Genomic DNA, 13,455 nt, shown 5'->3' with positions numbered 1-13,455 from the left:
CTACTAACTATATAACCGATCTAGAGGACTAAAAGGCTTTTGTCTACCTAATTGTGCCACATGAAGGTAAACCAATGTGGTTTGAATGTCGGCATGCCCCAACAGCTCTTTAATGCTAATAATATCCAGTCCCATTTCCAGTAAATGAGTGGCATAACTATGCCTGAAACTGTGGGTGGTGACCTGTTTCTTAATCCCGCTATGTTTACGGGCTTCACGTATAATCCACTGTATACCCCGGGTGGATAACGGCACAGGTGTACCTTCAGCATGATTACCGTTAAAACACCAGATACGAGGGTGTTCGGCTGAAATATAGCTTTTAAGACCACGAATTTGCAGAGCAGATAAAGGAACGTAACGGTCTTTATTGCCTTTTCCCTGACGGATATGCAGCATCTTGCGATCGAAATCCAAATCCTTTAATTGAAGGTTGCGAAGTTCGAAACAACGTAAGCCACAGCCATACAACATAGCCAGAACTAAACGGTGTTTTAATAGTTTAGGCGTTTTAAGAAGTAACTTAACCTCTTGACGGCTTAATACCACCGGCAATTTGTTGGGACGCTTGATCGATGGAAGCACGACGCGCATCTCTTTTAGTTCATAGATGCGATACAGATACCGTAAACCATAAACGGTATGCTTAAAGAAGCTTCCTGAAGGTGCTTTAGATTGTGATTTTAAAACATGTAGGTAGTCTAAAACCTGTTCTTCATCTAAATCTAAAGGACTACAATTAAAATGCAAGGTGATGTGAGCCAGACAACGGGCATAATTGGTAAAGGTACTGATGCTTTTGCCTGAAAGGGTTACAGAGCGTTCTAACTTGCGGTATAATTCTGTAAACTCGGGTACAGATTTACACGCTTTTTCAATGAGAGTAATGCTTTTTTTTCATAATTTTAAAATTATAAGATTTAACATTACTTAAAGGTAGCCAAAAGTGAGTGTATTTCACTGGAAAGCTACCTTTAGGTTTAGTTCAACACCGTGCTCTTTACCCCAGAAACACCTGCTTTAAATCAAATAGCCGGGGCTCCCAAAGCGTTTTACACCTATTTTTGGGAGTTTGGCGATGGTCACTACAGCCAGGAGCAAGCCCCAAAGCACGTGTACGAGCAAACAGGAGATTACGAGGTACGGTTATGGGCCACCAATAATTACGACACCGGGAAACCACCCACCACACGCCCTAAAAAAATACAGGTAAACAGCATATCGTCCGTACCTAACGACCAGGCATCTTTAGAAGAAGACCTCCTGTTAAAACGCAACAGAGAACCCATACCGGACGAGGAATTTGTGGTAGTGTTGAGCTACAAAAACCCTAAAGAGTATTCTGTTAACGGAAAACTCTATTTGTTTTACAATGAACAGAAATACAAAGCAGATAATTTTGTACTAACAGATACCCGTACCTATCATAATGAAAAAGCCATCATGCCCGAAAACGGATTTGCTTTTTCAGGAATTGTTGATGATGCCGATAGTTATTTGGCCTCGGCCGGACCAGCCATAGAACAATATCAAGTAGCACAGGACACCTCTTATAAAACCAACCTTCCTTTAACTTTAGAACATGCCAAGGCGTATTATAAAAACTGGCAGGCTCTAGAATTCAACAACATGCAACCACAAGAAGAGCGGAATATTTTTTTCGGTTTAAAAACCACACCGGAAATGCTTAAAGATACCAGTGCTATTATTTCGGTACGCGGTATTTATGTCCCCGATGCCAATTACGACAACCATAAGGTTAAGGACATGGAAATGGAGATTGTCACCTCCCATGATCCCAATAAGATGTCTTCTAACGGTACGTTTATGAACTACCGCTTGGTTAGGTTTAAAACCCTAAAATACAAGATTAAGTTTCAAAATAATGGGGAAGGCCCCGCCAGGACCATTCGCTTAGAAACGGACATCCCCGAAATGCTGGACAAATCGACCCTGAAGGTATTGGATATGTATCCCAAATGTGAGATATGCCCCAAGCGCGAAGTGCTGTACAGTTGTTTAGACACCAGCTTTACCAATACACAAGCTATTTTTACCTTTAAAAACATTTACCTCCCAGGGAGCGAGCAAAAAAATGTCAAGGCCTACGATTCCACGAAAGGTTTTGTAAAATACAGTATTAAGTTTGCTAAAGACTTTCATAAACAAAAGACCAAAAGCAGAACGGCCATCATTTTTGACAAAAACGACCCCATCATTACTAATTATTCCACCACGCGCTTCTTACCGGGGATCTCCATTGGCGCCAAAGTCGGTTACAATACCTACAGTAACTTAAAAGATTCTGAGAGTTATTTTTTTGGAGCCACACTGTCGCCTTACAAATCATACCGCTGGTACTGGCAGGTAGAGTTAATGAATAACTTCCTCACCTACAGCAGCAACACCAATACAGAAGAAGGTTTTGTACAGGACGCTAATGGCTTACGGTTTTACCAGCGAACCAGCAGCAGCAGTTCTTATAAAAACATAGACTGGGACGTACCTGTTTTAATACGGTACAACATTAATAATTACTTAGGGTTGGGTGCCGGATTGCAAAACACCATTGCTTTGAGTGAAAAACGGCAACAATCGGTACTGGTAGAACGGTTTGAAGGCGATACGGCAGATTCCCCCATCATTGAAAGCTCGGAAACCACATCGAGTGAAACCAATGGATTTACTAATTTAAGAACCGGGTTGCTTTTTGAAGCAACGGCTGGTTTTGCCAGAATTGGCCCTAGTTTGGGAGCTCGGTATATTATGGATTTCGATAAGAATTTTAACTATTGGCAGTTTTATGCTATATGGAAATTTTAAAAATGAGATAGTTACAATGCTCAAACTGACAAGTTGCTGGGCTAAAGTAATCTAAATGCTAACCATGAAATACATTACAGGCTTATTAATATTATTTCTGTGTAGTACAGGATATTCCCAAAATTTAGAAGAAGCGATATACCGTGCTGCAGAAACATTTATAGCAAATAGCAATGACACGGCCTTACTTAAACTAAACCAACAAGAAACGCAATTTAAAGAGCAGGTTAATACCAAAGATGAGCAATTAGCCTTGGTGTTTTTACAATGCCATAAGGCTTACTATTTAAAAACATCCGGAAACTTACCAACGGCTATCACAACCTATGAAGAAGCCTCTACACGCTTTTTTGAAAATGCCCTAAGCACATACTCCGATTTTGATATGATTGAGAGTTGTTTGAAACCACTAGGGAACCTGTATATCCAAACAGGCGACTACACGAATGCGGTAAGCACCATTAATAACTATATTGTACTTGCGGAAAATAGTGGTAATACCGCTCACAAGATAAGCGGCACCATCAATCTATCGAAATTATACCAAACATTGGGAAAGCATGAAACCGTTTTGGAACTAGTAAACAGAAGCTTGGCATTAAACACCCTAACTCCTTCCCAAAAAGGCCATTTAATAAGCATTAAAACGGCCAGCTTATTAGCCTTGAAGCAGTATGATGACGCATGGACTACCAACAACACCCTTGATTTACCAACTTTTCAACGTTTTAAAAACAACTATGCCATTGCCTTTCAAAAAGGAGACTATACAAAAGCATTAGTGGCTTTCAAGGAAGCAAAAAAGCATTTGGAACCTCATTTATTATCTACGAGAAGCTTGGCTAAATTTTATTTAGAGGAAGCACAACTATACCATAAATTGCGTAGGCCGGAGCAAGTAGATATCGCTTTAAAAAAGGCCCTCAACATATTACTCCCTAATTTTACAGGTGACGGCATACCGGAAAAAACAGCCTTGTATGCCGAGAATACCTTTATAGATATTTTCGACTTGTACGCGTCCATACAGGCCTCTAATAGCCTTGCTCTGGAATATCTGGATTTAAGTTTTTACGTGTCTCTTTTATTGGAACGCAACTGGACCTCTCAAGAAAATAAACTACAAAATCAGGCGGCAGACCGGGTAAGGAGTGAGCGGTGTATCGATCTGCTATTTAAAACCTACCAACAAACCCCTGATAAAAGCTTGCTGATTCGAGCATTCCAATATGCCGAAAACAATAAGGCTTCGGTTTTAAAGGCCATTTCACATAAAAAAATGCGTCTAGAACAACATCCCAACGACACGCTTTTAATAAAAGAGTTTAACCTTTTAAAAGAACAAGAACGTGTTACCAGTTTACTTATCACCGCACAATGGCACCGGGCCGAGGCTTCAAAAATAAATGACTTAAGTGAAGCTCTGCATGCCATATCCATAAAGCTTAAAGTGTTGAACGATACGATTTCTAAAGTATACCCACCCAGCTACCAGCCTATTTCGGTAAATGCCCTTCAGGAAAAGCTAAAGACCAAGTCTGCGGTTATGGTAGCCTACTTTTATGGCAAGAACACACTGTATCAGTTTGTCATTTCGGAACGGGATATCCAACTAATGGCGAAACCCTTAGATGCATCTACAACAAAAACAATCACCGATTTTATCCACTTGTTTGACAAAGCTACCAGCATTAATAATGATGTGGAACGCTTTTCTAAACTTTCGCACCAACTGTATCAATTAACAAACCTGCAAGCGGTTAGCACGCACCAACAAATTGTTATCATTCCGGATGGCTTGCTCAATTTCATTCCTTTTGAATCGCTTTTAACAAGCCCTGCAAAAACACGTGCTTTTTCTAAAATGCCTTTTGTGATTAAAACCCAAACCTTGGCATATAACTCCAGTGCTCAATTCTTTTTACGCCCATATACTCATAACAAGAAAACCGACTTACTGGGGTTCTTTCCTGTTTTTGAGGGAAGCGCCCAAGCGCTTAGGTTTTCTGTGGATGAAGCAAAGGCTATTTCAGATGAAATGGACGCTACTTTACTTTTAAAAGAGGCCGCTACTAAAACCCAATTTATGGCGCAGGCAGAAGCCTACCCTATTCTTCATTTATCCACCCATGCCAGTAGTGGTGATTTTGTGATTCCCGCCCATATAGACTTTTACGACACCACCCTATTTTTAAACGAGTTGTACGGTTTAAATTTAAATAGTGACCTGGTGGTGCTAAGTGCATGTGAAACAGGCATTGGAAAACTCTACAAAGGAGAAGGCTCTATGAGCGTGGCACGAGGGTTTCAATATGCCGGAGCACAGAACTTGTTATTTTCGTTATGGAAAATTAACGACTTATCAACCTCACAACTCATGCAATCGTTTTATAAGCATTATCACGACTCCCAATCGGCCTACCTGGCAAACCATCACTCCAAATTGGATTATTTACAAAATGAAGCCATAAGCAATGTAAAAAAATCACCTTATTACTGGAGTGCCTTTGTATTTTACGGTGCGCTTGAGCCTGAAAAGGCTTCCAACACACTATTTTATATTATTTTTGGGATATTTATTCTTTTGCTTTCAGTAATTTTAACGCTGAAATCCAAAAACAATGGCAACGGATAGTTTACAACAGTTTCTTTCGGACAAAGGGTACATTAAGGTCAAGATGCGGCTTACCAAAACCAATCATTTTGAAATAAAAGCAACCCTTAATGGTATTAAAGGACGCTTTATTTTAGATACGGGGGCCTCAAGTTCTTGTGTAGGCTTTGAGGCTATAGATACCTTCAAGTTAAAGGTTAAGGATTCTAAAATTATGGCTGCTGGTGCCGGGGCTATTAATATGGAGACCAAAATGTCTAAGAAAAACAAAGTTAAAATTGGCAAATGGAAAAACGGGAAAGTTGTGTTGGTACTGTTTAATCTTACCCATGTAAATACGGCGCTTATTAATCACAATTCTAAACCTGTTGATGGTATCATTGGAGCCGATATTTTAAATAAAGCCAACGCTATTATTGATTATGAAAAGAAATACCTATACTTAAAACTATAAAATTTATATATTTACTTGTATTAATAGCTTTATAACTCACCTTTTTAATGAATACTTCGATTGTTATTGCCGATGACCATCCGCTCATGCTGCGGGGCTTAACAGATTTTTTAACTTCAAAAGGGTTTAACCTTGTTGGCAGCGCTCAAGATGGCAAAGCGGCTTATAAGCTTATTGTAAAATTAAAACCCGAAATAGCTATCCTAGATATAAGGATGCCCGGTAAAACGGGTCTGGAAATTGCGGAGGACTGTAAAAAGCATAACCTGCCTACCAAAATCATTCTTATTACTTTTGATAAAGAAGAGGAATTGTATGAACAGGCCAAAGCGTTTAATGTTTATGGTTACATTTTAAAAGACTTTGCCATTGAGGAAATTGAAACCTGTATAGCCCATGTTATTAATAACAAACCCTATTTTAGCGAGGAAATAACCTCTTACCTCAACGCAAATTCTAACCCTAAACCTGAAGCCATAGGGCTTCTTACTAAATCTGAATTAAAAATCGTTCAACTTATCGCAAATAAAAAAACCAGCCTTGATATTGCTGAAGAGCTTTCTATTTCTATTAGAACGGTTGATAAGCACCGAAGCAATATTGTATCTAAATTAGGACTGGACAATAAGCCAACATCGCTGTTGCTTTGGGCCACACTTAACAAGGAGCATTTTTAAAAATACGTAGAAGTGCGTATTTTTTTTATGTAACATACACGGTATCTTTACAGTGCTATTAATTAGTTCTTAGGGAGATTTATTTGAAAAGCTCTAGATTGTAATGCGTCTAGAGCTTTTTTTTTGGCTTATATAGCATCCTTAAAAAATACGTAGAAGTGCGTATTTTTTATAGGTTTTTTACAACTTATCTTTACAATGCTATTAATTCTTTATATATAAGAGCCTTTTTTTAAAGAAAGGCTCTTCTCACTAAGCTCTGTGCTGTTATGGTACAGAGCTTTAAATGAAAACTGTTTATGAGGAAAGACAAAAAAATTTTAGAAAAGTATGTTATAGTAGGGTTATTTACTTTAATTGTTATCGTTATTGCAATAAATGTTATCGTCTTAATTTAGTTAGTTTTTTTGAATTTTAAGTTCATAAAAAAAGTGCTAGTATTTTAGCACTTTTTTTATGAACTCTATTTAAAGGATTGTTAAAGCTCTAAAGCCTTTTTAACATCATTATCCATTAACAATTCGGTGGGGTTTTCCAGGGCTTCTTTTACAGCCACTAGAAAGCCTACGCTTTCTTTACCATCTATAATTCTATGATCGTATGATAGTGCTACGTACATAATGGGGCGTATTTCAACCTTACCATCAACGGCAACTGGTCGTTCTACAATATTATGCATTCCAAGAATACCACTTTGTGGTGGATTGATAATTGGTGTAGACAGCATACTTCCAAAAACACCACCATTAGATATGGTAAAAGTTCCTCCGGTCATCTCATCAACTGTAATTTGACCATCTCGTGCACGAATTGCCAAACGTTTTATTTCGGCCTCTACACCTCTAAAGCTCAAGTTCTCTGCATTTCGCATAACGGGAACCATGAGCCCTTTTGGGCCGGATACGGCAACACTGATATCGCAAAAATCATAGCTTATCATGTCTTTACCATCAATCATGGAATTAACCGCTGGATACATTTTAAGCGCTCTCACTACTGCTAAGGTAAAGAAACTCATAAATCCTAAGCCTACACCATGCTTTGTTTTAAAGGTTTCTTTGTACTCATTTCTTAAGGCGAAAATAGGTGACATATCTACCTCATTAAACGTTGTTAGCATAGCTGTAGTATTCTTTGCTTCTACTAGGCGTTCTGCAACTTTACGTCTAAGCATGGACATTTTACTTTTAGAAGACCCGCGGTTACCTCCTGTTGGAGTTCCCATAGAAGGTACTGCTTTTATAGCATCGTCTTTTGTAATTCTACCATCTTTTCCTGTTCCTGAAATGGAAGCGGCATCTATATCTTTTTCTGCTAAAATCTTTTTAGCTGCAGGACTTGCTGTTCCTGTAGCATAGGTTTTAGTTTCTGTTGCAGCAGGTTTTTGTGCTTCAGTTTTTGGTGCTTCTTCGTTTTTGGCTTCAGCTTCCTTAGCTTCTTTAGGAGCTTCTGAGCCTTCGGGTTTAGCAGCACTTGTATCAATTAAACACACTACGGCACCTACAGCAACGGCATCACCTTCTTCAGCTTTTAAGGTAATGATTCCACTGGCTTCCGCTGGCAGTTCTAAAGTTGCTTTGTCACTATCTACTTCTGCTATTGCCTGGTCTTTTTCTATATAATCACCATCTTCTACTAACCATGTTGCTATTTCTACTTCTGTAATAGACTCCCCTGGTGAAGGCACTTTCATTTCTAAAATCATTCTTTATAATTTTAATTGGATTTTATTGTAATAATTAATGGTTATCAAAAACAGCTTTGATAACACGTTGCTGTCTGTTTTTATCTCTTGTGCTGGACCCTGGTGCTGGCACTGAGCTAAATGGGCGTGATAAAACTTCCAGTTTAACCAAATCCATCCGTTGCGCCATATGCATCCATGCACCCATATTCTTCGGTTCTTCTTGAGCCCAGATATATTTTTCAATATTAGGATAACGATCTATAACCGCTTGTATTTTTTCAAAATGTAATGGGAATAATTGCTCAATTCTTACAAGCGCTACATCGTCTGTTCCCAAGGTCTCCCTTTCTGCCAACAAATCGTAGTAGAATTTCCCTGTACAAAACACCAGTTTTTTAGCGTTTTTGGGATTTATGGTATCGTCTATAACTTCTTGGAACTCGCCAGTAGCCAATTCGCTTAAACTTGAAACGGCTTTTGTATGACGCAATAAACTTTTTGGTGTAAAAACCACCAATGGTTTTCTATAATTGCGTTTCATTTGGCGTCGTAACAAATGAAAAAAGTTTGCTGGTGTAGTACAATCGGCTACAATCATATTATCTTCTCCACATAGTTGGAGATAACGTTCTATTCTTGCTGATGAATGCTCTGACCCTTGACCTTCATACCCATGAGGCAATAGTACAACAATACCATTTTGTGTTTTCCACTTATCTTCTGCAGCAGATAAATATTGGTCGAATATAATTTGTGCACCATTACTAAAATCGCCAAACTGTGCTTCCCAAATAGTTAATGTGTTTGGATTTGCCATGGCATAACCATAATCAAAACCAAGAACGCCATACTCTGACAAAAAGGAATTATAAATATCCATTTTACCTTTATTGTCAGGATTTGTATTTAATAAGTTAATACGCTCTTCTGATATTTCGTCACGCAAAATAGCATGTCTGTGGCTAAAGGTACCGCGCTCTACATCTTGTCCAGAAATACGAACATTAAAACCTTCTTCCATTAAACTTCCATAGGCCAATGTTTCTGCCATACCCCAATCTAATGTATCGGTTTCAAAAACCATTTTGGCCCTGCCATCTAAAATTCTTTCGGCTTTTCTTAAAAACTTAACACCTTCTGGAACTGTTGATACGACCTTTGAGATATGCTCTAACTTATCTTTGGGGTAGGATGTATTTACCGTTTGAAGCATCCCCTCAAGACCTTGACGCTGGAATCCTTCCCAACGCTCTTGCATAAACTCTCTAACCCGTGAAGATTCTACTTCTTTTGATTTGGCATACTCGGCTTCTAATGTTGTTTTAAATTCTTCAACAATAGTATCTAAATAAGCTTTGTCAATCGTATTTTCAGCAATTAGTTTTTCAGAATATATTGCAAATGGATTTTTGTGCTTTGCTATTTCCTTATAGAGTTTAGGCTGTGTAAACCTAGGTTCGTCGCCTTCGTTATGGCCATATTTACGGTAACCCAATAAGTCTATATAAACATCTTTTTTATAGCGCATTCTATATTCTAATGCTAATTCTACAGCATGTACTACAGCTTCGGCATCGTCTGAGTTTACATGAAGCACGGGCGATAAGGTTACCTTGGCCACATCGGTACAATAGGTACTAGAGCGGGCATCTAAATAATTGGTTGTAAACCCTATTTGGTTGTTAACCACTATATGAACGGTTCCTCCTGTTTTATACCCATTTAGTTGACTCATTTGTGCCACCTCGTAAACAATACCTTGCCCGGCAATAGCAGCATCACCATGAACGATGATTGGGATAATTTTCAAATCGTCTCCATCATAATCAGAGTCTATTTTTGCCCTGGTAATCCCTTCGGCAACAGACGCCACGGTTTCTAAGTGCGATGGGTTGGGCACTAAGTTCATCTTAATGTTTTTACCATTTTGGTAGGTTTTATCCAAAGTCAACCCTAAATGGTATTTAACATCCCCATCAATATTCTCATCTTCAAAATCTTTACCCTCAAATTCACTAAACAGCTCATTCATTGGTTTTCTGAATATATTGACTAGGGTGCTCAATCGGCCGCGGTGCGCCATTCCCAAAACACATTCTTTTACACCATATTTTTCTACGGCATAAAACAACACATTACTAATGGCTGGAATTAAAGCCTCACCACCTTCTAATGAAAAGCGTTTTTGACCTACATATTTGGTTTGTAAAAAATTTTCGAATGTTACGGCCTGATTTAACTTAGAAAGGATATATTTCTTTTTATCAACCGAAAAACTAGGTTGATTATCATTTAAGTTCAATTTACTTTGCCACCACGAAATAACTTCGGGATTTCTTAAGTACATATATTCAACACCAATAGAACTACAATAAATCCTATCTAAATGAACAATAATTTCACGCAAGGTTTGGGCGCCTATCCCTAAAATATCACCAGCATTAAAAACAGTATCTAAGTCGTCCTTAGTGAGTCCAAAATTTTCAATATCTAAAGTTGGTGAATAGGTTCTTCTATCACGTACAGGGTTTGTTTTAGTAAACAAATGCCCACGCATTCTATAACCATCTATAAGTTTTATTACCTGAAATTCTTTTTGAAGATATTCTGGCATTTGTGCTGAAACACCTTCAACAATCTCACCATCTAAACCGTAATTCTCGCTTCCAAAATCATAGCCTTGAAAAAAGGCGCGCCAACTGGGTTCTACGGTATCTGGATTTTGTAAATATTGGTCATATAAATCAGCAAAATATGCTGTATGTGCTGCATTTAAAAAGGAAAATTTATCCATTATAATTATTGATTCGCTGTACCATGAGGTTATCAAAAAAAGACATCATAGTGGTCATTGCGGGCTCCTTAAGAGCGAAGCAATCTGCCTCTAAGATGCTATATATTTTTTATCATGAGACTGCTTCGTCGTAAACTCCTCGCAGTGACATGAGATAATCTCAATTAAATTTGGAGCAAAAATACAACTTTTACCAAAATTAGATGTTTCTTTTACTATAATTATAAGGTACAAACAAACGTTATCATTAATATTAAATTTTTTATGTTAATTTTTTAGTGATTTTTTAAATTAATGCACACTCTACCTATAATCAATAAAACAAATCCTTTAATTTTATTGGCACCTATTGCTTAGTATTTATTTCTAAACCATACTTTTTGCCATTCCCGCTTTAGTATTAAAAATGATACCTGTTCAGAAAGTTTGAGTATATCGCTGCCATCTAAATCTTTTACTTGTTTTTCAGACACGTCAATGATATAAAGCAGATTTAAATAGTCTGTAAATTTTTCCTGAATGAGCTTGTAAATAGTTTCGTGAAGTAAAAACTTTAGGCTGCTTGGCAATATGGATTCATCAAAATCCAAATCAATATTTGCTAACAAAAAATCTTTATTTAACTGCCGTATAAGTTTTTTGTACAAATTAAGCTGGTTGGCTTCCTTTATTAAATCTTCAAAGGTTGTAGGTAATTGCATTATACGTTTCTATTCATTAAGCTATGGCCAAAGGCTTTTAACAATGCCTTTTTGTCTTCAGAAATTTGTAACGCATCTAAAACCATAAAGGCCTTTTTAGTATAATCTTCTATGGCTTTTTTTGTTGCTTCGGTAGCTCCCGATGTTACAAAAATTTGCTTTACAATCTTAACTTTATCGTCAATATTGTTAGTATTATCACGAAATAGTTGTTGTAATTTTTGGGTGTCATTTTCAGATGAAAACTCCAACGCTTTTAAATACAAATAGGTTTTTTTGTTTTCTATAATATCACCTCCCACCTGCTTGCCAAACGTTTTTGGGTCGCCAAAAGCATCTAGGTAATCATCTTGTAATTGAAATGCAATCCCTAAATTCTTACCAAACTCATAAATGCCCTTTTGGTCTTGAACAGATGCATTTGCAATAATGGCACCCATTTGCATAGCGGCACCCACTAAAACAGCAGTCTTATACTCAATCATTTTTAAATAAGCTGGAATGCTAACATTGTCTTGGGTTTCAAAATCCACATCATATTGCTGGCCTTCACAAACTTCTAGGGCCGTTTTACTGAACAATTTAGCCAAAGCTTGAAATGTATGGGCTTCATAGCTTTCAAATAGTTGATAGGCCATAATTAACATAGCATCGCCAGAGAGTATCCCCGTATTGATATTCCATTTTTCATGAACGGTTTCCTTTCCTCTACGCAAAGGGGCAGCATCCATAATATCATCATGAACTAAAGAAAAATTATGGAACACTTCTACACTTAAAGCCGCATGCAGTGCTTCTTTATAATTACAATTAAACACTTCAGCACTCATCAACGTCAGTACCGGCCTTAAGCGCTTACCACCTAATTGCAAGATGTAATGTATGGGATTATACAGGTTAGCAGGCTCCTTTTTTTTAATAAAGCCCTCTAAGTATGCAGAAAAAGCACCTTGGTAAAATTCTATCTGTTGCATCAAACAAAAATACACGAAAACCCCAAACAATAACAACAGAATATGGTATCAAATTTTAAAAAAACATTATTATTTGTTTAAAATAATGGCTTTTATTTTAAATTCATTAAAGTAAAATCCGGTTTGATTCGTCTAATACTACATGAAACCGGTCAAAGTCTTTGCAATGTCCAAAAAAGAAAAGGAAAGCATTATTTCTCAAACTGTTAACAAATATGGGGAAAGGCTTATGGCTTTTATCAAACCCAAGGTTAAAAACAGTGAAGATGCCGAGGATATTTTGCAAGAAGTCTGGTTTCAATTTAGCAACCTGACCAACATATCAGACATTGTAAACGTAAGCAGTTGGTTGTTTACCGTAACACAAAACAAAATAACCGACAACTACCGTAAAAAAAAGACAGAGAATTTAGAAGATTTCACGTATGAAGATGATGATGGCACGTCTGTTATTAGAGATGTTTTGCTTTTAGACCATGAAGAAAGTCCGGAGCTAAAGCTCTTTCAGGATGATATTTGGAAGGCGCTCTTAAATGCTTTAGACGAACTACCAGAAGCTCAAAAGCGTGTTTATGTAGCCAATGAATTTGAAGACAAAACCCTTCAAGAAATTGCTGATGAAGAAGGCAAAAATATTAAGACCATTATTAGCAGAAAACTGTATGCTGTGAAGCACTTACGGTTTCGGTTAAAAGAATTATATGACGATTTAAACTTGAATTAAAAATATT

The 13,455-nt window shown here is 37.4% G+C and carries 9 protein-coding genes and 1 pseudogene; 5 read left to right on the top strand and 5 right to left on the bottom strand.

Going from position 1 to position 13,455, the window contains the following annotated elements; genetic code table 11:
• Nucleotides 1-3: 3 nt before the first annotated feature.
• On the bottom strand, nucleotides 4-750 hold the full coding sequence (locus AC5SR4_RS07910) for a tyrosine-type recombinase/integrase (protein WP_495357223.1): 747 nt from the start codon (nucleotides 748-750) through the stop codon (nucleotides 4-6).
• A gap of 237 nt (nucleotides 751-987) precedes the next feature.
• Between AC5SR4_RS07910 and AC5SR4_RS07905 the strand changes: the two are divergent.
• From AC5SR4_RS07905 to AC5SR4_RS07890, 4 genes and pseudogenes are all read left to right on the top strand, one after another.
• A pseudogene (locus AC5SR4_RS07905) lies at nucleotides 988-2,823 on the top strand (PKD domain-containing protein); the annotation flags it as partial.
• A 64-nt stretch (nucleotides 2,824-2,887) separates the two neighbouring features.
• On the top strand, nucleotides 2,888-5,458 hold the full coding sequence (locus AC5SR4_RS07900) for a CHAT domain-containing protein (RefSeq protein WP_495358996.1): 2,571 nt from the start codon (nucleotides 2,888-2,890) through the stop codon (nucleotides 5,456-5,458).
• Nucleotides 5,445-5,891 (top strand): retropepsin-like aspartic protease family protein, encoded by a 447-nt coding sequence (locus tag AC5SR4_RS07895; protein ID WP_495358995.1) that lies wholly within the window; start codon nucleotides 5,445-5,447, stop codon nucleotides 5,889-5,891. Before AC5SR4_RS07900 ends, AC5SR4_RS07895 begins: the two co-directional genes overlap by 14 nt.
• A gap of 47 nt (nucleotides 5,892-5,938) precedes the next feature.
• Nucleotides 5,939-6,568: a response regulator gene (locus AC5SR4_RS07890; RefSeq protein WP_495358994.1), complete on the top strand. Its 630-nt coding sequence runs from the start codon at nucleotides 5,939-5,941 to the stop codon at nucleotides 6,566-6,568.
• Nucleotides 6,569-7,046: 478 nt separating this feature from the next.
• On the opposite strand, the gene odhB is transcribed toward AC5SR4_RS07890, so the two are convergent.
• The 4 genes from odhB to AC5SR4_RS07870 all read right to left on the bottom strand — a co-directional run bounded on the left by odhB (nucleotide 7,047) and on the right by AC5SR4_RS07870 (nucleotide 12,724).
• Complete coding sequence (gene odhB / locus AC5SR4_RS07885) at nucleotides 7,047-8,273, bottom strand: 2-oxoglutarate dehydrogenase complex dihydrolipoyllysine-residue succinyltransferase (protein ID WP_495358993.1); 1,227 nt, start codon at nucleotides 8,271-8,273, stop codon at nucleotides 7,047-7,049.
• Nucleotides 8,274-8,307: 34 nt separating this feature from the next.
• Nucleotides 8,308-11,049, bottom strand: coding sequence for a 2-oxoglutarate dehydrogenase E1 component (locus tag AC5SR4_RS07880; protein ID WP_495358992.1), 2,742 nt, complete (start codon nucleotides 11,047-11,049; stop codon nucleotides 8,308-8,310).
• Nucleotides 11,050-11,402: 353 nt separating this feature from the next.
• Complete coding sequence (locus tag AC5SR4_RS07875; RefSeq protein ID WP_495358991.1) at nucleotides 11,403-11,750, bottom strand: hypothetical protein; 348 nt, start codon at nucleotides 11,748-11,750, stop codon at nucleotides 11,403-11,405.
• Entirely contained in the window at nucleotides 11,750-12,724 is a 975-nt protein-coding gene (locus tag AC5SR4_RS07870) for a polyprenyl synthetase family protein (protein ID WP_495358990.1), read from the bottom strand. The genes AC5SR4_RS07875 and AC5SR4_RS07870 overlap by 1 nt, the downstream gene beginning before the upstream one ends.
• 166 nt (nucleotides 12,725-12,890) lie before the next feature.
• On the opposite strand from AC5SR4_RS07870, the gene AC5SR4_RS07865 reads away from it, so the two are divergent.
• Nucleotides 12,891-13,448: an RNA polymerase sigma factor gene (locus AC5SR4_RS07865; RefSeq protein WP_495358989.1), complete on the top strand. Its 558-nt coding sequence runs from the start codon at nucleotides 12,891-12,893 to the stop codon at nucleotides 13,446-13,448.
• The last annotated feature ends 7 nt before the right edge of the window (nucleotides 13,449-13,455 follow it).

The organism is Aestuariibaculum scopimerae, assembly GCF_059428085.1.
The sequence above is the reverse complement of the archived record's forward strand: the minus strand, read 5'-3'. Positions and strand labels throughout refer to the sequence as shown.

Bases quoted from the DNA above. Each gene is read 5' to 3' on its own strand.
- AC5SR4_RS07900 (WP_495358996.1), top strand. From the start codon at position 2,888: ATGAAATACATTACAGGCTTATTAATATTATTTCTGTGTAGTACAGGA.
- AC5SR4_RS07895 (WP_495358995.1), top strand. From the start codon at position 5,445: ATGGCAACGGATAGTTTACAACAGTTTCTTTCGGACAAAGGGTACATT.
- AC5SR4_RS07890 (WP_495358994.1), top strand. From the start codon at position 5,939: ATGAATACTTCGATTGTTATTGCCGATGACCATCCGCTCATGCTGCGG.
- odhB (WP_495358993.1), bottom strand. From the start codon at position 8,273: ATGATTTTAGAAATGAAAGTGCCTTCACCAGGGGAGTCTATTACAGAA.
- AC5SR4_RS07880 (WP_495358992.1), bottom strand. From the start codon at position 11,049: ATGGATAAATTTTCCTTTTTAAATGCAGCACATACAGCATATTTTGCT.
- AC5SR4_RS07875 (WP_495358991.1), bottom strand. From the start codon at position 11,750: ATGCAATTACCTACAACCTTTGAAGATTTAATAAAGGAAGCCAACCAG.
- AC5SR4_RS07870 (WP_495358990.1), bottom strand. From the start codon at position 12,724: ATGCAACAGATAGAATTTTACCAAGGTGCTTTTTCTGCATACTTAGAG.
- AC5SR4_RS07865 (WP_495358989.1), top strand. From the start codon at position 12,891: ATGTCCAAAAAAGAAAAGGAAAGCATTATTTCTCAAACTGTTAACAAA.